The following is a 21,153-nucleotide window of genomic DNA, read 5'->3' as shown; positions in this document are numbered from 1 at the left end:
GCCTCCTCTAAAGCTCTGTATACTCCAAATAGTTTTTATTTTTGAGTACAAAAGAAAAGACCTCTGCCCTATAAAAAGGCAAAGGTCTCGCTAAGCAAATAAATACCTGACACTTATTTATCAGTTTCTCTCTATTCTAGTAGATCAATTATGCCTCGACATAATTGCGGCCGGAATCGGCCGGAGGCTAACTTCTTTCAGCAGGTGTTTTTTGTAGCGAAAGCGAAGCGTCAGCTACAAATGTCTAAACATTTGCTGAAAGAAGTTGAATACCGCTAGTATAGAGTTACTCACTTATCACACCCGATGGTAAAAACCACGTCATGACGGATGTAATCCAGATACATCGCTCGTATCCGTTAGCTACTCCCCTTTGACAAAACGTCGAAGGTTCTTCTTCTGTAAACTCATTATAGCACTATCATAATATGAGTCGCAAAATTATTCTACCCTACTATTCGCCTAAAATAACTTCAGTCTGATGTCTATCTCAAGACAACTTGTTTGCCTAGATGAGCCATTAACGGTCGTAAACGTCGATTGCTTCAACTCTCAATCAGAGAACTACTACTTGAAGTCACTTTATTTGAATTTGATAGCTTTTATCTTCTTTATGCGCTAAATAAAAATCAATCATTCTAGGCATAGTCTGTATAAAGTCGGGGCATGTAATATTACCTTTTGTCAAAATAGTCACTGCTTCCGACGTATCGAATTTAGCATCCCAAGTTAAATAATCTAAAGTTTCTTGCTCAACACCTAGATTTTTTCGAATAAGTGGCACTTGTAAAGAAAGTCTTGCTAGTGTTAACGGAAATCGCCCCTTAGGATAATGGTTCGTTAATAACTTTACCATCGTCCGATACACTTCCTGCACCGGATGCGGATATGGGTCCGTTAGATGTAAAGTTTTCCCTTCAGCACATTTTTCATCAGCTAGATAAGTCGAAGCGTTTAAAATGTAATCCACTGGTACGACATTTATTGTTGATTTCGATTGACCAATATACGGAATAACAGGTAGGCATTTTAATTTATCCACCATATTTAAAAAGAAATAAGGCCCATCAAATTTAATCGTTTCTCCTGTTTCGGAATGTCCACGTACGATACCAGGTCGAATAATTGTCAGTGGTATTTCTGATTTCAAATCCTCTACTCGATGCTCAGCTTCATATTTTGTTTCCTCATAATAGTTTTTAAATGCAGGCGGGCGAATTAATTCATTTTCTCGCAAAATACCTTCACGTATTCCTGCGACATACGCAGTACTAAAATACATATAGCGTCTTAAGTTCGGAAGTGTTCGAACAAAATCATTGACCAGAGTCGTACCATGCACATTTACCTTCCATGCGATATCTCGTGGTACGGCTAAATCATAAATTGCAGCTAGATGCCAGAGCACCTCTATTTGAGGTACAATTTCCTGTACAGTTTGGTCTTCTAGACCGAGATTCGGTAATGTAATATCTCCCTCTACAATACGAATAGAATAGTTAGGAAACTCCGCTAAAATATGATCTCTTTCTAAATTTGCTTTAACTAATTCACCCGCTAAAACAATAGCGATGACTTCCTGTGATTGATTTTTTCGAAATAACTCTCGTATTAATTGACTTGAAATAAAACCTGGAAAGCCTGTAAAAAAATGAACCCCCATCTCTCATCCCCCTGTCTTACCGTTCTTCCTTGTTGTTTTATCAATAAATTAGGCAAGCGCCCAGTCGGAACGGAAATAAACCACACGTTATGGTGCCGAATCTTATATTTCCTAATACTGTATATATTCTACATTTAGCTCCAATTTTCCTTGCAAAAAAACACGAATCGCAACATGTCGATTCGTGTTTTTTATTATAGTAGGCTATACAATTTAATGTTTTCGTTTTTATCAGCAAACCAACGCATAGCAAATTCATTTTCAAATAAGAAAACAAGATTATCAAAACGGTCTTTTACAAGCATTGAACGACCTGAAGACATTGATTCTTTAACATCCTCTTCGTTTTCTATCCATCTTGCAATTTTCGAACCGATTGGCTCCATCTTCACTTCAACATTATATTCGTTTTTCATACGATGCTCAAAAACCTCAAATTGTAATTGACCAACTGCTCCTAGAATAACTTCTTCTGTATGCAATGTTTTATAATATTGAATGGCGCCTTCTTGCACTAATTGTAAAATCCCTTTATGGAATTGCTTAGATTTCATAACATTTTTCGCAGTAACGCGAACAAATAGCTCTGGCGTAAACTGTGGCAGTTTTTCAAATTGGAATGTCTTTTTACCACCTACGACTGTGTCGCCAATCTGATAAGTTCCTGTGTCATATAAACCGATAATATCACCAGCAACTGCTTCATCTACTGTTTCACGATCATCAGCTAGGAATTGTGTAGATTGTGTCACTTTGAATGATTTACCTGTACGAGATAAAGTCATGTTCATGCCACGTTCAAATTTACCCGATACGATACGCACAAAGGCAATACGGTCACGGTGTGCAGGGTTCATATTCGCTTGAATTTTGAAAATGAAGCCTGAAAACTCCCCATGCTCAACTGGATCAATAAATAGTTCATTCTCAGTAATGCGAGGCTGTGGTGTCGGTGCAAATTGTAAATATGTTTCAAGGAATGTTTGTACACCGAAATTTGTTAAAGCAGAACCAAAGAAAACAGGTGTTAATGCACCACGGCGAATTTTTTCTTCAGAATACTCATTACCCGCTTCGTCAAGTAACATGATGTCGTCCATTGCTTGTGAATAATAAGAAGTCACCTTCATCGGATGCTCGACTGCAAGTTCCCCATTTTCATCAATTGGCAAGAAACGTTCTTCTTCTTCAGTACGGAATTGCTCGATTCGTTTATTATAACGATCATAAATACCTAGAAACTCTTTACCCATACCGATTGGCCAGTTCATTGGGTAAGCGTTAATGCCCAGTACCTCCTCAAGCTCTTCAATCAGCTCAAGTGGCTCCTTCCCTTGACGGTCAAGTTTATTAATAAACGTAAAAATTGGAATACCACGCATTTTACAAACTTTGAACAGCTTTAAAGTTTGTGCTTCAATACCTTTGGCAGCATCTACGACCATGACAGCACTGTCCACCGCCATTAATGTACGATACGTATCCTCCGAGAAATCTTGGTGACCTGGAGTATCCAAAATATTGACACGTGACCCATTATAATCGAATTGCATAACTGAAGAAGTTACAGAAATCCCACGTTGCTTTTCAATCTCCATCCAGTCAGATGTTGCAAACTTACCTGTTTTCTTCCCTTTTACCGTACCGGCATCACGAATCGCACCACCAAATAGTAAAAGTTTTTCTGTAATCGTCGTTTTCCCAGCATCAGGGTGACTGATAATGGCAAAAGTTCGACGTGATAATATATCTTTTTCTAAATTTGAATTCATCTCGTCATTCTCCTTTTTTCATACTTACTAATAATAAAAGAATACTTGCCTTTCTTACAACCTTTTTACATGAATTCCCCAAAAAAGAGGTTTCGATTGAATACTTGGCGAGGCCCAATGTAAATAGCTCCCTCAAACAATCCGATGATGATCATTTTCTTTCCATAGACTCACTCGTTTGTTAACCTCGTGAGTGTTAGACATTCACCTTCATGTTAACTCAAAAAGAAAACCCCTTAGTACTAAAAGGGGTCTCTAAGTATGGTGAACTTATCGCATGATTGCATACATTACGTTCACACTATCGTACGCTCTAACATCCTAAATGGAGAGCATATATTATACAAACTTTAAATGGCCAGCTTCTATGGCAATATCTGCATCACTATGTGGATATTTAGTATTCTCAATAATTTGATAATCTTCATGGCCTTTACCAGCAAAAATAATTATATCTCCTGGTTCAGCAATCTCAATCGCATGACGCACAGCCTCAGAACGATCTCCTATACATGCATAATTTTCATGTAACATCCCTTTGGCAAGATCACCTGTAATACTATCGTAGTCTTCATAGCGCGGGTCATCTGTCGTTAATATAACGTAATCAGCGGCTGATGCCTTTTCTGCCATTGTTGGACGTTTCGATTTATCACGATTGCCACCTGTGCCGACTAAGAAAATAAGCTTGCCTTTTTTATATGGTTGAGCTGAAGAAATCGCCTTTTCAATTGCATCAGGTGTATGAGCATAATCAATAAAAATCTGCACTGGTAAATCTGAGCAAACTTTCTCCATACGTCCCTTTACTGGTGGTAATTGCTCAATTTGCTCAATAATTGTTTCTATGGAATAGCCACGGCCATAAAAGGCAACCATAGCAGCAAGCACATTGTATATATTAAATTCCCCAAGTAAATGCATTTTCACACGGTATATTCCCTCTGGCGTTTCAACGTCAAAAGAAGTCATGAAATCATGATACTCACAGTTAATAGCTCGGAAATCAGCTGTTTCATTGTTCAAACCATATGTCCATACTGGAAATGGTGTCATCGCTGCATAGCGTTCTGACCATGCATCATCGGCATTTAACACGACAAATTTATTCTTTTCTAAGTCTTGTCCAAGTTGAGAAAATAATAAGCCCTTCGCATGACCATATTCCTCCATCGTTCCATGGAAATCAAGATGATCATGTGTAAGATTTGTAAAAATGGCTACATCATAATCTACGCCAGCTAGACGTCCAAGTGCTAAACCATGTGAAGATACCTCCATAGTCATTAATCGGCAGCCTTCCATTTTTGCACGGAAAATCATTTGTTGAGTCGATAATGCATCGCTTGTCGTATTGGCTGATTCATATAAAATACCATTTAAATTAAAGCCGATTGTCCCTGATAATGCAGATTTCTCGCCCATACCATGCATGATGTTTTGAATAATACCTGTTACTGATGTTTTTCCATTTGTTCCTGTTACGCCAATCATTGCCATATCTTTTGATGGATAGTCAAAAAACTTTGCAGCTAACAAGCCGACTGCTCGATCTGAATCTTTCACGATGACTTGCGCAATCGTTTCTCCTAATGGTAACTGTCGCTCTGTCACAACAATTGTTGCGCCACCTTCAACAGCTTTCTGTGCATAATCATGACCATCTACCGTATAACCTTTAATACAAACAAACATACTATTTGGTTGCACACTGCGTGAATCAATGACAATATCAGTCACTTGATCAGGTAACACTCCAATTATTTTTTTCAAAGGTAATGCATTCAACAATTCCTCTGCATACATTTCATAGTCCTCCAATCAATCTCTACATTCATTTCATCATTTGTTGTTTATTCGACAAGAAATGACAAGATGAGTCCCCCACAATCTATTGAATTTATTTTACTACTTATTCGCCCATAAAGAAAATGCTTGTTAGGACGTTTTTTCGATGAAACCGCTATCATTTTAATATATCTTTAATATTTCACCAAAATTTGGATCCTCACCATGACTCTGGGAGCTCAAAATAACTTGGCTTATCAAAAATCAACATTTATCGACAATCAGTATTGATTCATGTATGTTGGAAGATATATTTTGGAGAGCTTGTATCAATTAATTATGCCTTGGCATAATTGGTAAGGAATCGGCGTGGTTCTTAGGCCTGCGTGAGAGCCGACACGATGTCGGTCATTTCGGTATTGCCACTGTTCATGGCGTTTTTACCGATGTAGGTTAGTTAGCCTAAAAACTCCTTCCGATACCTAAAAAAGTGAGGTGTCAAGAACCTTTAATGATTCGACACCTCCTTTTACTATTTCATTATAGTTCGCACAAGCTTAACCTTTTGTTTATAAGGAGGAAAGAGAACATTCGTCTCTAGCTTAGAAGATTTTTTTAATATTGATTTGGGATGTGTAAAGTTCTCAAAACTTGCCTTCCCGTGATATGCTTTTACCCCTGATGACCCGACACCGCCAAATGGCAAATGTAAATTTCCAACATGTGTAATCGTATCATTTACACAGCCCCCACCAAATGGTAATTCCTCTAAAAAGTACTGGATAGCTTTCTCATGCTCGGAGAAAAAATACGCCGCTAAAGGTTTTGGCAACTGACGAATTTGGTGAATGGCAAGCGGTAAATCATCATACATCATCACAGGTAAAATTGGACCAAATAGTTCATCCTGCATCGAAGGACTTGACCATTTCACATATTCAATAATGGTAGGCTCCATATACAAATCATCACGATCTGTTCTACCACCAAATGTAATGGCATCACGTTCTTCTACAATAATTTGCTGTAAGCGATCAAATTGTCTTAGATTGACAATACGGCCGTAGTCAGGGCTTTTTTTCGCACTTTTACCATAGAAGGAACGAATAGTTGCTTTCAATATTTTCATAAATCGGTCATAGACGTCTTTATGGACAAGGACATAATCTGGTGCTACACAAGTTTGTCCAGTATTTGTGAATTTACCCCATGCAATTCTTTTAGCCGCTACTTCTAAATTGGCTGTTTGATCGACAATTGCAGGACTTTTCCCGCCAAGCTCGAGGGCAATTGGTGTTAATCGTTCCGCTGCTGCCTTTGCTACAACTTTTCCGACTGCCACGCTCCCTGTAAAAAATATATAGTCAAAGGACGCATGAGTAAGTGCCGTCACTTCTTCTTTCTCTCCTTCCACTACACGCACGTATGAAGGACTAAATGTTTCTTCAATTATTTTTTTAACGATTGCTGCTGTATGCACAGATGTTTCTGATGGTTTTACAATAGCCGTATTACCACCAACAATTGCACCGATTAATGGCTCCATGACAAGCTGGAATGGATAATTGAACGGACCAATGATTAATGTTACGCCATATGGCTCTCTTACAATAAAGCTTTTTCCCATCTGGTATTGAATCGGTGTTTTTACAGATTCAGGTTTCATCCACTCTTCAACATGCTTTACCATATAAGAAATACTATCTAAAACAATGCCAATTTCTGTTGCATATGCCTCAAACTCACTTTTTCGTAAATCTAAATATAGAGCATTCAAAATCTCTTTTTCATATTTTAAAATCGTTTTCTTCAGTTTTAGTAACTGCTCTTTTCGAAATTTAGTACTCTTCGTCGCTCGAGAAAAATAAAATTGACGTTGCTCTGTAATCATATTTTCTACATCTTGTGTCGTAAAATTCATAATAAAAGCACCCCTTTTTTTAAAATGGCATACATAGTTTTTTCATTTCGAAACAAACTATCTTTGTCTATACGATACAACATTGACAACCAAAATTCCTCTTTCTAAATTGGGGGATGTGTAAAGAATAAGTTAGAACTGTAGACGGTCTTGTGATTTTTGGAAATTTTCAACTACATATTGAAAATTGAAACGGGGGCGTAGATGAATGACAACAACAACAGGAACTTGGTGGGAGTCTATTTTTTCTGGACCATTAGCGCATGGTATTTGTGAAGATAAAATATTGCTATTGCAAGACGAGGCTTTCTTATATCTCTCTACAGCATCGATTGAGAAAAAAGAAGAACCTGAAGCTAATTAAAAATAGCGCGTTATAGGAGAGGTTATTTCCTATAATGCGCTATTTTGTACTTCACGTCTCATCATCAAAAGTTGTGGATGTCATATTGTGATGAATTCTTTGAAGATTTATCGGAACAAAATCTCATTTTATCGGAACAATTTTAACTTTTATCGGAATAATTTCTCGTTTTATCAGAATAACTTTAGCTTTTATCGAAATAATTTCAGTTTTTATCAACTAAGGGCGACTCCTCAGAATGTTTTTTCAGTTTACTAATACATTTTGCTGTAATTGTTTTAATTCTACATCAAGTCGGTTAATTGCTTCTTCCTCGATGGCAAAGCTTCCATCTTCAAGTCGAATAATTTGTTTATCAACAATATAGACAGAATGCGCAATATTCGTAGCCCCTAATACAGCTAAAATTGGTTTTAATGCATATTCTAATGCGAGTAAATGTCCAATAGAGCCACCTACAGCAATTGGTAAGATGATCTTTCCATGCAATGCTTTTTGCGGCAGCAAATCTAAATAAGTTTTTAGAATTCCTGAATACGAAGCTTTATAAATAGGCGTCAAAAGTACGATAATATCTGCTTCTTCAACTTGATTATTTTCTGAAATGATGGCCTCACTTGCAAAATTAGCCGTAATTAAGTCCTCAGCTGGCAGTTCATGTACATAATTTGTGTGTACCGCTATTCCTTGTACTTTTAAGTGGTTTTCCACCTTATCATGAATAGCCGTCACACGTGAATTTCTCGAATTACTGCCATTAATAATAACTGCTTTTATCAAATTTACCACGCCCCTATACATAGTTATTACAATACAATCCATACCCTACGCAAAATTCAATGTCTTTTCATATTGACGTAATGTAGCACCTAAATAATTCGCCACAGCTAACATGCCGTATATCCCTACTGCTTTTTCAGCTTCTGCATTATAGTTTGTGTTGGTATTCACGTCATATGTAAAAATAGTACCTTCTTTATCGATAATCGACTCAATCCCAGCGACACTTACTTTATTTTGCTCTAAAAATTCTTCATAACGCTTTATAAGCTCCTCTGAAAAACTGTCTATAATTTGAAATTTTGATTTCTTAGTTGCTGTTTCACCTACCGGGCAAAATTGATCCACTATTTGACAGCTATCAGCCGGACAGAGTTCAAAGCCCTCAGATGTATCAACACGAACTGCATACAAAAATTTACCACCTACAAATTCACATCGAGTTATATAAGAATCAGGAGATTTAATATATTGCTGAATAAGCGTAATACCATCTATAGGTAACTCAAAAGTATCACTATTTACATATGCTTCTAGCGCTTCAACTGAATGAAATAGTTGTACCCCAAGTCCTTTTCCTGCTCGATTATGCTTCGTAATAAATGGTGTTGTACCAATTGTTCTTGCCGCTTCTATTAGCTGCGATTTACCAACTGTCGCTATCGTTTTAGGTGTTTGAATGCCAACAGCTTCAAGTGCACAATATTGATTGACCTTACTTACTTCTAATCTTAGAGCACGGCTTCCATTAAAAACAGGACGGCCATGATACTCTAGCCAGGCGAGCACTGCCTCCGTTAGTTCAGGTGCAAATGCATGCCCCCTCGTATGTGATGAAGCACTCATACGACTATAAAAAATTCCTTGTGGTGGCTCTTTTGATAGGTCAATCAATCCTTTCGCCAAATGCCAAACCTCATAGGGTAGGTTTTGTTCCTCTAAACGATTTGTTAAATGAATTGTCCACTCATCATTTTCATGAATAATATAAATTTTTGCAGTCATGGTATCACTCCTTACTGTATGATGGCTGATTTTATTTTCACTAAAGGCATAACATCTCTTGCAAAACGTTCCATTTCCTCTAGGTGTGGGGAGAATTGTAGAAGCAAGAGATTTACTCCCACTTCTTCATAAGCTAAAATGCGCTCTGCCACTTGTTGAGGTGTACCTACTAAATTCGGTCTTAGCCCTCTGTTTGAAACTGAGTAATCCTGTAATGTAATTTGTTGCTCTAACTTTGATTTACTCGTGAAATCATTAAAGCCTGCATATCCTGCTGTATCCTCCACATTGGTAATTCGGGCTAGTTCAGCAAGTGCTTCTTCTTCTGAGTCACGCACAATGACATATGCAGCCATCCCGAAAGTTTCGAAAGGTCCTTTTCCAATTGCTTTTCGACGGGCAAGCATTTCCTGAATTTTAGCCCCAACTTCCTCTACTGTTCCACCATGCATCACATAGGCGTCGCATGACTTTGTAATTGCCTCTTTACCGCGCTCACTTTCCCCACCTGCGTATAGTCTTGGGTATGGTTTTCGGACTGGCTTAGGAGATAAATGCGCATTTTCTATTTTGTAATATTTACCATCATAACTGAACGTTTCTTCTGTCCATAAACCTTTTAAAACCTCAATAAATTCTTCTGAGCGGTCATAACGTTCTCCATGCTCTGTAAAATAACCACCATATTGCTTGGCTTCTTCTTCCCACCAAGCTGAAACTACATTTAAAGTAAAACGACCATTAGCGATTTGATCAATATTTGCGGCTACTTTTGCCATCACTGCTGGATTATGATAGCCAGGCCGAACTGCAGCCAATATTTCAATCTTTTCAGTAACTGCTGCTAAAGCTGCTGCGGTTGACCACGCCTCAAGCGCATCAGCATTCACGCCCTTAATATCATTTAAATATAGCTCGGCAATAAGCGTCGCATCAAAGCCCAGTTTTTCTCCTGTTTGAATAACCTGTTTTGCATAATCAAATGTCGCAGGCATATTCTCATTTTCTACATTACGTAACCATCCTCCGAAAATCGGTAACCAAAATCCTAATCTCATATTCCATCCTCCTCAAGTCCCTATGAAATTTCACTGCATAAAGATAAAAAAAGCTTCTATGTTTTAGGTCGCGGGATATCCGTTAGATAAAAAGAAGCCATTCAATTAAAACCAAGTATTCTTATAGAATTAACATACCATAACAAAACGCAAAGTCAATAGAATTTTTAGATAACTCTGTTAAAGGTAAATTTTGTTATTTGAAGCCTGTACGAATACTTATTATAGTCAGCATAAGAACAAACATTTGGGCAGACGACCCTTTATTGGAGCAATGACATGAGAGCAACTCGCTTCAAAGAAGGCTTTGAAGCCCTTATTGTGCAGCTGAACACGATATTTCATTAGGAGAGATGTTATTGTATGAATCAATTAATGCTGTTTGTATGCACATTAATTTTATTATTTTTTGCTGGGAACGCTTTTTATATTGCTTTTAAAAAGTACGAAGAAGATGTCGATTTTTCGGGAGGGGTTAAAACATACTTTTTAATTGATTTGGTATTAGCTGTTGTATTATTAATTTCCGAAAAAGTATCATATTGTTATTTTTAAAAATCTCTCCTTTTTATTTGGGTTAATTATATTAGGCTTAACAGTTTTGTTATGGATACTTTAATGAAAAGAAAAAACTACATTCCCCCAACGAGAAGGATAGCCTTCCGCTGATGAATGTAGTTTTCGAAATCTTTATTGATGAATGGCTTTATCAAAAATAGCTTTGGCAGCATCCCCTATATGCTCTGATACTGTAGGATGTGGGAAAATCATATTTGCGAGAGTTTGGGCAGTGCCACCAGCATTTTTAGTAGCTAAAATAGCATTTAACATTTCTGTTGCCCCATCAGCAACAACGCAAGCACCTAAAATACGTCCTTCCTCTTTCGTCGCAATAAGCTTTATAAAGCCCACTGTATTTCCTTCCATTAATGCCTTAGGGTTTGTATGTAAAGGCATTTGAGTAACCGTATAAGGTTCTTCCACCTGCTCTTCCAGTAAACCAAATGTCGCAATTTCAGGATGTGTATAAACACAGCGCGGAATCGAAGTTTGATCAATCAGTGCCGGCTTATTCCCTAAAATATGGTCCACAACATGAATTCCCTCTGCACTCGCTGAATGAGCTAGCTGGTAACCTCCAACTAAGTCACCTATCGCATAAATATGTGGCTGACTCGTTTCAAGATGCTCATTGACAGCAATCAATCGACCATCGAATGCTAGACCAAGCTGCTGAGCTATTTCTGTATTTGGGCGTCGACCTGTTGCAAACAAAAGATTTTCATATGTATAAATTCCTTTAGAGGTATGAATCTCATTGCCATTAAAATGCTTAAATTGGAAATCCATCACAAGCTCAATACCAAGCTTTTTCATCTGTTCACGAATAAATGGTCGCGCATCTGACTCTTCCGTCTGTAAAATATCTTCACTATGATTTAGCATCGTCACCTTTGTTCCAAGTGGTGCTAAGCTAAATGCCATCTCGACTGCAATAACACCACCACCGATAATTGTTAATTGCTTTGGCAGTTCTTCAAGATCAAAAAATGTATCCGTTGTATAATAGGAAGACGTTTCTAAACCTTCAAATGGTGGTACAAATGGTTTACTTCCGGTTGCTAAAATAACATCCGTTGCTGTGAACGCCTCATTATCAACTGTTACAGTCAAGTCATTAGATACTGCCGCTTCTCCTCGATAAAAGGTAATGTGATTGCTCAAAATATAACCCTCAATATTCGTTAAAAGCTCGTCAATAATAGCATCCTTACGTTTCATCAATCGTGGAAAATTCACATTGATTGTAGGGGTTTCAATACCCCAGTCATTACCACGGTTTATTTCTTGAATGAGCTTACTATGCTCCAACAAAATTTTCGAAGGAATACAGCCAACATTATAGCAGGCCCCCCCTACTTTATCGCGCTCTACTAAAGCGACCTTCTTGCCACTTTTTGCTGCATGAATAGCTGCTACATAGCCCCCAGGGCCTGCACCAATAATTGCAATATCAAATTTTTCCACGAAAAATCACCTCATTTACCACCATAGCATTTACAAAATTTGAATGCAATGCCATAAATGTTACAGTAAATTTAGTAACATTTCGTCTACTTCAGCTACGGTAAAATAAAAGGACATTTTATTGTAAAAGGGAGCGATGACTTTTACACAGAAGACCCGAATGAACATAAAACGGAGTATAACCATCCGCAACAATTGAATTTAACGTACAAAAAGCAAAAAAATCTCTCATTATTCTTAATAGAACAATGAGAGATTTTTAATTTATAAGTATTCTTATCACGGTATTCCATGTGCTTCCGCGGGTATTCACTCTGCCCGCGGGTATTCCCCCTGCTTCCGCGGGTATTCCCCCTGCTTCCGCGGGTATTCCCCCTGCTTCCGCGGGTATTCTCTCTGCTTCCGCGGGTATTCTCTCTGCTTCCGCGGGTATTCACTCCGCTTCCGCGGGTATTCTCCCTGCTTCCGCGGGTATTCACTCTGCCCGCGGGTATTCTCCCTGCTTCCGCGGGTATTTCCCCTGCTTCCGCGGGTATTCTCCCTGTTCCGCGGGTATTCACTCTGCTTCCGCGGGTATTCCCCCTGCTTCCGCGGGTATTCCCCCTGCTTCCGCGGGTATTCTCTCTGCTTCCGCGGGTATTCACTCCGCTTCCGCGGGTATTCGCCCTGCCCGCGGGTATTCCCCCTGCTTCCGCGGGTATTCCCCCTACTTCCGCGGGTATTCTCCCTGCTTCCGCGGGTATTCACTCTGCTTCCGCGGGTATTCGCTCTGCCCGCGGGTATTTCCCCTGCTTCCGCGGGTATTTCCCCTGCTTCCGCGGGTATTCTCCCTGCTTCCGCGGGTATTCGCCCTGCTTCCGCGGGTATTCGCTCTGCCCGCGGGTATTTCCCCTGCTTCCGCGGGTATTCGCTCTGCCCGCGGGTATTTCCCCTGCTTCCGCGGGTATTCCCCCTGCTTCCGCGGGTATTCTCCCTGCTTCCGCGTGTATTCTCCCTGCTTCCGCGGGTATTCGCCCTGCTTCCGCGGGTATTCCCCCTGCTTCCGCGGGTATTCACTCTGCCCGCGGGTATTCGCCCTGCTTCCGCGGGTATTCGCTCTGCCCGCGGGTATTTCCCCTGCTTCCGCGGGTATTTCCCCTGCTTCCGCGGGTATTCTCCCTGTTCCGCGGGTATTCACTCTGCTTCCGCGGGTATTCTCCCTGCTTCCGCGGGTATTTTCCCTGCTTCCGCGGGTATTCCCCTATGCCCGCGAGCAAAATAACGTTAGTTAATAAATATTCCGTTCCCAAAACCGTTGTTGAGCTATAGCGTTGACAAATTTTTTAGCGAAGTCTTTGTCGCCAGTGGCCAACACAATACCTGGCCCTACATTGGCATTGGACATATTAAAAAATGTCGTTCCAGATGTAGCAATACCAATTGGTTTGTAATGTCTATACGCTTCATTGATATAATTGACAATATGAGAATTGAACTTTGCCTGATTTTTTGCTCTTACGCCGACAACATATAACGAATCAAATAGTACCGCATCTGTAGTTATAAATGTGTCACTTGCTGTTAACTGAACACCATCACTACTAGTAACAACCCCTAATCTGTCGGAAATAATACTGTATCGCACACCCTGTCTTGTTAAATACTTCAGTATTTCTCCAACTTCATTTGCATCAAACCCATCACCTAGTAGCACGCCTACTTTAAGTGTTTGTGGCATTTTTATTGTATTAGCCTGACTAAGTGCAGGTGAAGATAGCGTGACATTTACCTGCTCTCCTTTTGGACGATTAACACCAATATTATCGGCCACAGTCGTTGCCATTGCTTTATCAACACGGACAAACATATCAACTACTTGTTGGCGAACGGACTTACTTTTCACCTTCCCTACCTCAAAACTAAAGGCATCAATGATATGTTGTTTTTCAGGAGGTGACATACTATTCCAAAACAGCCTTGCCTGTGAGAAATGATCATCAAACGATTTACTACGTGCTCGTGTGATACGTCCTTCAACCTTTTCTTCATAATGGACAAAGCCACCTTCTCTTGCCGTTGATGTTGACGGTGAATTATTGGCCAAGGAATTTTTATGATAACTCACTTTTCCTATATTAATAGTTTGTCGACTAAAGCCATTGCGCTGATTATTATGAATTGGACAAACGGGTCGGTTAATCGGTATTTCTGAAAAGTTTGGTCCCCCTAGACGTATTAGCTGTGTATCTAAATAAGAAAACAGCCGACCCTGCAAAAGTGGATCGTTTGTAAAATCTATGCCTGGCACAACATTTCCTGGATGGAAGGCGACTTGCTCTGTTTCTGCGAAAACATTATCTACATTACGATTCAAGGTCATTTTTCCAATCTTTTTAACTGGCACTATCTCTTCTGGCCAAAGCTTTGTTGCATCTAAAATATCAAAATCAAATTTAAATTCATCCTCTGGCTCAAGCATCTGTATACCAAGCTCATATTCAGGAAAATCACCAATTTCAATTGATTCCCACAAATCACGCCGCTGGAAATCAGAATCCTTTCCACCAATAATTTGCGCTTCATCCCAAACGAGTGAATGAACACCTAACACAGGCTTCCAATGAAATTTCACAAATCTCGACTTTCCTTTATCATTGACGAAACGGAAAGTATGAACACCGAATCCTTCCATCATTCGAAAACTTCTAGGTATTGCTCGATCCGACATATGCCACATAATCATGTGCGCAATTTCCTGATTGTTCGCCACAAAATCCCAAAACGTATCGTGTGCTGAGGCTGCTTGCGGCATTTCATTATGAGGCTCAGGCTTTACCGCATGAATTAAATCAGGAAACTTAATGGCATCCTGAATAAAAAAGACAGGTATATTATTTCCAACTAAATCATAATTGCCTTCATCCGTGTAAAACTTCGTCGCAAAACCACGAACATCACGTGCAGTATCCATCGATCCTAAGCTTCCAACTACGGTTGAGAATCTGACAAATACAGGTGTTTTCTTATTAGGGTCCTGTAAAAATCTTGCTTTAGTATATTCCCCCATCGATTCATACAGCTCAAATTCTCCATGTGCTGCAAAGCCCCTCGCATGGACAACACGCTCTGGAATACGTTCATGATCAAAATGCGTCATTTTTTCTCGAAAGTGAAAATCCTCCATAATGGTTGGCCCACGAACGCCAGCCTTCAACGAATTCTCATCATTCGAAACTTTTAACCCCTGATTCGTCGTCATCTTTTTTCCTTCATTATCGACACGAAACGGCTCTAGCTGCTGATCCTTCGCATTCTCGTCTAAATTTTTGCCCTGATTCGACTTAGATTTATCCACGCAATCCCCTTTCATTCCAAGACTCATAATTCTCAATATATACTATATGATTGTCTGGAATAAACATGCTTCAAGGTGTTGATTTGGAAGAACTTTATCAATTTTCGCTTAATTTACGACAAAATATGAAATTTTCAGCCCCTTATTTGTAGTAATCTTCTTTCTATCATTTTCAACATGGAAAGAGCTCTAACTGCTGATTCTAAAAGATTACCGTAATCGTTAAATTTCAAACTAAACAAAACCTTGATTGGCCAATGAAGTGGCCCACAGTTAGATTTTGTCTAACAACTTGGATCCGCTTCAAATCAGCCTATCAAGGTTTTTTTATCACTATTCAGCTATCTTTATTATTTAAACGCTTGAGCAGCTGCCACAGCTTTTTTCCACCCTGCATAGATTTCTTCACGATGAGAATCATCCATATTAGGTGTGAATTGACGATTTAAATTCCAATACTTACTAATTTCATCTGTTGAGTTCCAGAAGCCAACTGCTAAACCTGCTAAATACGCAGCACCTAAAGCTGTTGTTTCGTTAATGACCGGACGATCAACAGGAACATTTAATAAATCTGATTGGAATTGCATTAAGAAGTTGTTGGCAACAGCACCACCATCTACACGTAATTTCGTTAGTGGAATATTGGCATCCACTTCCATTGCACCGAGTACGTCTTTTGTTTGATAAGCTAATGATTCTAATGTTGCACGTACGAAATGTTCTTTAGAAGTACCGCGCGTTAAACCGAAGACTGCGCCTCGTACATCAGAATCCCAATAAGGTGTCCCTAGACCAACGAATGCAGGAACGACGTAAACACCATCACTCGACTCCACACGTGCAGCATATTGCTCAGATTCTGAAGCAGAGCGGAACATTCGTAAGCCATCACGTAACCACTGAATCGCAGAACCAGCTACGAAAATGCTTCCTTCTAAAGCGTAAGTTACTTTGCCATCTAAGCCCCATGCAAGCGTAGTTAATAAGCCATTCTCTGATTTTACTGCCTTTTCACCAGTATTCATCAACATAAAGCAGCCCGTACCGTAAGTGTTTTTAACCATACCTTCTTCGAAACAAGCCTGACCGAATAGTGCAGCTTGTTGATCACCTGCAGCGCCTGCAATTGGAACAGCAGAGCCGAAGAACAGAGCTTCCTCCGTATAGCCATACACTTCAGAAGAAGGACGAACCTCAGGAAGCATAGCAGCAGGAACGCCTAAAATGTCTAAAATTTCTTCATCCCACTTTAAATCATAAATGTTGTACATTAATGTACGAGAGGCATTTGAATAATCTGTAACATGGACTTTACCACCTGTTAATTTCCAAATTAACCAAGTATCAATTGTACCGAATAATAAATCGCCTGCTTCAGCTTTTTCACGAGCACCTTCAACATTGTCTAAAATCCATTTTACTTTTGTACCTGAGAAGTAGGCATCGATTAATAAACCTGTTTTATCACGGAATAAGTCATTGTAACCGTTTTCTTTCAGTTCCTCACAAATAGCGTTCGTTTGGCGTGATTGCCAGACAATCGCATTATAAATTGGTTTCCCTGAATGTTTATCCCAAACAACAGTTGTTTCGCGTTGGTTTGTAATACCGATCCCAGCAATTTGGTTTGATTCAATATTTTTTGCAGAAAGCACTGTGGCGATACAAGAAAGAATAGATGACCAAATTTCTTCTGCATGATGTTCAACCCATCCGGATTGTGGGAAATATTGCGGAAATTCTTGTTGTGCAACGTGGAGAATGCTCCCTTTTTCATCAAACAAAATAGCGCGTGAGCTTGTTGTACCTTGGTCTAAAGCTAAAATATATTTTTTTTCTGACATCGGACATACCTCCAAATATTCTTTTAATTTCTTTCAGCCGAAGTCTCCCACCTCAGGTAAGTAGTGAGATGAATGCGGCTTTTCAACGGTGTCCAAATAGGCACAATGCCGATTCCGGACTTAATTATGCCGAGGCATAATTGATTTACTCTTCACTTTTAATATTTTTCACTGTCATTTGAGCACTGATAAAAATAATAACTACGATAATAGCTAATACCCAAAAGGCTATGCTATTTTCTCCCTCAAAAACTTGTTGGAAAAATAGAGCACCAAATGTACCACCGATAATTGGACCTACAACTGGAACCCATGCGTATGACCACCCTGAGTCACGTTTACCTGGTATTGGTAAGAAAAAGTGCGCAATACGTGGACCTAAGTCACGCGCAGGGTTAATTGCATAACCAGTAGGACCTCCTAATGCCATCCCGATGACTACAATTAACATACCAACTAGAAATGGATTTAAGCCATCCGTAATTGTATTTGTTCCTAATGCTAGAATACCTAAAACAAGAATAAATGTACCAATCATTTCTGAAATTAAATTTGATAATGGATGTTTAATAGCTGGCATTGTAGAAAATACAGCTAGTTTCGCTTCCGGATCTTTCGTACCCTTCCAATGTGGTAGATACATAAAATAAACGAGTACCCCACCTAAAAATGCACCAATCAATTGTGCGGCAATGTAAGTAGGTACGTCTTCCCATGGGAAATTACCGATTGTAGCAAGCGCGATTGTTAAAGCAGGATTTAAATGAGCCCCACTAATACCACCAACAGCATATGCAGCCATAGCCACAGCTAGACCCCAAGCGAATGTAATCACTACCCATCCTCCGCCAAAACCTTTCGATTTGTGCAGTGATACGCCTGCAACAACGCCACCACCGAATAAAATAAGAATCATCGTGCCGACAAGTTCAGCTGTAAATGTTGACATACAAAAAGCCCCCCTTTGTAATAGTACACTTAGCAAAAAAATAAACCCACACTTAAACAAACTGCACGTTTCAATGCAGATGAATAAATGTGGGTTCCTTTTCCTAACCACGCGCTTTTTAACTTATGTACATTGTAGAGAAAATAATATACATAGTCAACAAGATTTTTGGAAATTTTCCCACAATTTCTTATTGGATGTCGTAATCGCTACTGCTCCAGCTGATAACGCTTCCTCTATACTTTCAGCAGTGCGGACTAGCCCACCTGTAATAACAGGGATTTTCGTACGCTGGTGCACTTCTGAAATCATAGAAGGAATGATACCTGGTAATAATTCAATATAATCTGGCTTTGCTGATTCAATCATTGAAAAGCTTTTTTCAAGCGCGATCGTATCAATTAAAAAGACACGCTGAATAGCAATAATCCCACGAGCTTTTGCTTTTATTAACATATTAGAACGCGTGGAAATTATTCCTGCCGGACGGATATCATTGCATAAAAAATCAGCTGCAAAGTTATCCGTTTTTAAGCCATGAATTAAATCTGCATGAATAATTAATTTCTTACCGTTCCGATCCGCCTCTCGTTTTATTGACATGAGCAAACTAATATGCACTTCTAATAGAACAATGTATTCGAATCGACTATTTAATATTTCATCAAATTGCTTTACTGTTCGTGCAGCGGGAATAATTTGTTGATTATTGAAATTCATTTGATTTCCCCTTTATTTAAAAGAATCAGGTCGCCATTAAGACGACCTTCATTTTTATTATAATGCAGTTGTAGCTCTTGTTATTTCTAAATTTAAATCTTTTTCATATTGTGTACGTTGTTCAGGAGACCACTGTAATTGTTTTGCCATTTCATCTAATATCGCATCTTTATACTGTATGACAAGGGCGATGTTAAAGAACATATATGCTGTACGACGAATCATAAAGTCATTTGGATGAACAGCCATTTCATGATGAATACCATACAGTAGCTGAGCATATAGCCCTTGCGGTAAAACAGGATGCTTTTCTTTAGCATATTCAAAAACAGTGTCCACATTAGAACCGTAATGATGGGCTAAATGTTTTGCTTCCTCTTCCGATAATCCGATTTCGACACCTATTTTTGTTCGTTTTGACACGAAGGCATCTAAGTTTTGGGAGCCCCCAACATCTCCACCAGATATTTGAATATTCTTTGTATGACATGGTTTTGATGTAATGCCAAAGCGTTGCTCTAAATCTTGTGCAATCTTATTTAAAACTGTTTCAGCCATTTTACGATACCCTGTTAATTTACCGCCAGCGATTGTCACAAGACCTGAAGCTGATTCCCATACTTCGTCCTTACGCGAAATTTCAGATGGATTTTTACCTTCCTCATGAATTAATGGACGAACACCTGCCCAGCTTGATTCGATATCTGCATCAATGACTTTAACTTTTGGGAACATGTAATGAATAGCCTTCATAATATAATCACGATCTTCTTGATGGATATTCATTTCACGCGCATCGCCTTCGTAAAATGTATCTGTCGTTCCAACATACGTTTTCCCATTTCGAGGAATCGCAAACACCATACGACCATCAGGTGTATCAAAATAGACAGCCTGACGTAGTGGGAATTTAGATTCATCAAAAACGATATGCACACCTTTTGATAAAATTAAGTGCTTACCATGTTGTTTTCCTTCGATAGTACGAACTTCATCTACCCATGGACCTGCAGCATTTACTACTTTTTTGGCACGAATATTAAATGCGTTATGGGCAATTAAATCTTGTGCTACGATACCATTAATTTTCTTTTGGTCACTGTATAAAAAGTTTTCTGCCTTTGTATAGTTAATGAGTGTAGCGCCTTTGTCGATGGCAGCTTTGGCAACTTCGACTGTCAGACGTGCATCATCTGTACGATATTCTACATATACACCACCGCCACGTAATTCCTCAGCTTTGACCAAAGGTTCTTTTTCCATTGTTTTTGCAGGATTTAACATATATCGACGCTCAGAACGTTTAACCCCTGCTAAAAAATCATAGACACGTAAGCCAACATTCGTTGAGAATTTACCGAATGTGCCTCCTTTATGGAATGGAAGTAACATCCAAACCGGCGTTGTTACATGTGGTCCATTTTCATAAACGATCGCACGCTCTTTCCCTAATTCTGCAACCTCTTTTATTTCAAATTGTTTTAAATAACGAAGTCCACCGTGCACTAACTTTGTCGAACGACTAGAAGTCCCAGCGGCGAAGTCTTGCATTTCAACTAACGCTACAGATAGTCCACGAGCAATTGCATCAAGTGCAATACCACAACCTGTAATACCGCCACCGATCACCAATAAATCGTATTCTTTACTTTGTAATTCTTCTATCGTTTGTTGACGTTGTATAGCTGAAGCTGTGCTCATAATAAAAATTCCTCCTTATTTAGAGCGAAAAAAAGAGACCATTAAAAGCACATGTACAAAATGTACATATGTTTTTAATGGTCTCTCAATCGCTCAAACCTGATATATTAACTTAATTTCATTGTAATGTGTCTAGAATGAAAAGGCAAGTTAGATAGTCTAAAAAATTACGAATACAACGTACACTTTTCAGTCATTTATAGGTTTAAGGACGTGTCATATG

General features: G+C 39.1%; 15 protein-coding genes. 2 read left to right on the top strand and 13 right to left on the bottom strand.

Annotated features, from left to right (window positions below; translation table 11 throughout):
* Positions 1-577 precede the first annotated feature (577 nt).
* From ACQKN2_RS03030 to ACQKN2_RS03015, 4 genes are all read right to left on the bottom strand, one after another.
* Positions 578-1,663 (bottom strand): SDR family oxidoreductase, encoded by a 1,086-nt coding sequence (locus ACQKN2_RS03030; protein ID WP_427413637.1) that lies wholly within the window; start codon positions 1,661-1,663, stop codon positions 578-580.
* A gap of 194 nt (positions 1,664-1,857) precedes the next feature.
* Positions 1,858-3,435: a peptide chain release factor 3 gene (locus ACQKN2_RS03025; protein ID WP_323645427.1), complete on the bottom strand. Its 1,578-nt coding sequence runs from the start codon at positions 3,433-3,435 to the stop codon at positions 1,858-1,860.
* 339 nt (positions 3,436-3,774) lie between these two features.
* Positions 3,775-5,241 (bottom strand): UDP-N-acetylmuramoyl-L-alanyl-D-glutamate--2,6-diaminopimelate ligase, encoded by a 1,467-nt coding sequence (locus tag ACQKN2_RS03020; RefSeq protein WP_427413636.1) that lies wholly within the window; start codon positions 5,239-5,241, stop codon positions 3,775-3,777.
* 514 nt (positions 5,242-5,755) lie between these two features.
* Entirely contained in the window at positions 5,756-7,144 is a 1,389-nt protein-coding gene (locus ACQKN2_RS03015) for an aldehyde dehydrogenase (protein ID WP_427413635.1), read from the bottom strand.
* Between the two features lie 208 nt (positions 7,145-7,352).
* On the opposite strand from ACQKN2_RS03015, the gene ACQKN2_RS03010 reads away from it, so the two are divergent.
* Complete coding sequence (locus ACQKN2_RS03010) at positions 7,353-7,508, top strand: hypothetical protein (protein WP_427413634.1); 156 nt, start codon at positions 7,353-7,355, stop codon at positions 7,506-7,508.
* A 246-nt stretch (positions 7,509-7,754) separates the two neighbouring features.
* On the opposite strand, the gene ssuE is transcribed toward ACQKN2_RS03010, so the two are convergent.
* The 3 genes from ssuE to ACQKN2_RS02995 are packed head-to-tail and all read right to left on the bottom strand — an operon-like array spanning position 7,755 to position 10,351.
* The gene (gene ssuE, locus ACQKN2_RS03005) at positions 7,755-8,288 is read right to left on the bottom strand and encodes an NADPH-dependent FMN reductase (RefSeq protein ID WP_427413633.1); all 534 of its coding nucleotides are present in this window, start codon (positions 8,286-8,288) and stop codon (positions 7,755-7,757) included.
* A 45-nt stretch (positions 8,289-8,333) separates the two neighbouring features.
* The gene (locus tag ACQKN2_RS03000) at positions 8,334-9,293 is read right to left on the bottom strand and encodes an ATP-grasp domain-containing protein (RefSeq protein WP_427413632.1); all 960 of its coding nucleotides are present in this window, start codon (positions 9,291-9,293) and stop codon (positions 8,334-8,336) included.
* Positions 9,294-9,304: 11 nt separating this feature from the next.
* Positions 9,305-10,351 carry an LLM class flavin-dependent oxidoreductase gene (locus ACQKN2_RS02995; RefSeq protein WP_427413631.1) on the bottom strand — a complete coding sequence of 349 codons (1,047 nt, stop codon included), beginning with the start codon at positions 10,349-10,351 and terminating at the stop codon, positions 9,305-9,307.
* A gap of 363 nt (positions 10,352-10,714) precedes the next feature.
* Between ACQKN2_RS02995 and ACQKN2_RS02990 the strand changes: the two genes are divergently transcribed.
* Positions 10,715-10,906 carry a hypothetical protein gene (locus ACQKN2_RS02990; protein ID WP_427413630.1) on the top strand — a complete coding sequence of 64 codons (192 nt, stop codon included), beginning with the start codon at positions 10,715-10,717 and terminating at the stop codon, positions 10,904-10,906.
* A 135-nt stretch (positions 10,907-11,041) separates the two neighbouring features.
* Here the strand turns inward: ACQKN2_RS02990 and lpdA are convergent, their stop codons facing one another.
* The 6 genes from lpdA to ACQKN2_RS02960 all read right to left on the bottom strand — a co-directional run bounded on the left by lpdA (position 11,042) and on the right by ACQKN2_RS02960 (position 20,930).
* The gene (gene lpdA, locus ACQKN2_RS02985; protein ID WP_427413629.1) at positions 11,042-12,379 is read right to left on the bottom strand and encodes a dihydrolipoyl dehydrogenase; all 1,338 of its coding nucleotides are present in this window, start codon (positions 12,377-12,379) and stop codon (positions 11,042-11,044) included.
* A gap of 1,267 nt (positions 12,380-13,646) precedes the next feature.
* Positions 13,647-15,728, bottom strand: coding sequence for a catalase (locus ACQKN2_RS02980; RefSeq protein ID WP_427413628.1), 2,082 nt, complete (start codon positions 15,726-15,728; stop codon positions 13,647-13,649).
* A 335-nt stretch (positions 15,729-16,063) separates the two neighbouring features.
* Positions 16,064-17,560 (bottom strand): glycerol kinase GlpK, encoded by a 1,497-nt coding sequence (gene glpK / locus ACQKN2_RS02975; protein ID WP_427413627.1) that lies wholly within the window; start codon positions 17,558-17,560, stop codon positions 16,064-16,066.
* Between the two features lie 145 nt (positions 17,561-17,705).
* Entirely contained in the window at positions 17,706-18,509 is an 804-nt protein-coding gene (locus ACQKN2_RS02970; protein ID WP_427413626.1) for an MIP/aquaporin family protein, read from the bottom strand.
* Positions 18,510-18,665: 156 nt separating this feature from the next.
* Positions 18,666-19,229 carry a glycerol-3-phosphate responsive antiterminator gene (locus ACQKN2_RS02965; protein ID WP_427413625.1) on the bottom strand — a complete coding sequence of 188 codons (564 nt, stop codon included), beginning with the start codon at positions 19,227-19,229 and terminating at the stop codon, positions 18,666-18,668.
* A 57-nt stretch (positions 19,230-19,286) separates the two neighbouring features.
* Entirely contained in the window at positions 19,287-20,930 is a 1,644-nt protein-coding gene (locus ACQKN2_RS02960) for a glycerol-3-phosphate dehydrogenase/oxidase (protein ID WP_427413624.1), read from the bottom strand.
* Between the last annotated feature and the right edge of the window lie 223 nt (positions 20,931-21,153).

This window comes from Lysinibacillus sp. NPDC093688 (assembly GCF_050280145.1).
Classification (GTDB): Bacteria; Bacillota; Bacilli; order Bacillales_A; family Planococcaceae; genus Lysinibacillus; species Lysinibacillus xylanilyticus_B.
The sequence above is the reverse complement of the archived record's forward strand: the minus strand, read 5'-3'. Positions and strand labels throughout refer to the sequence as shown.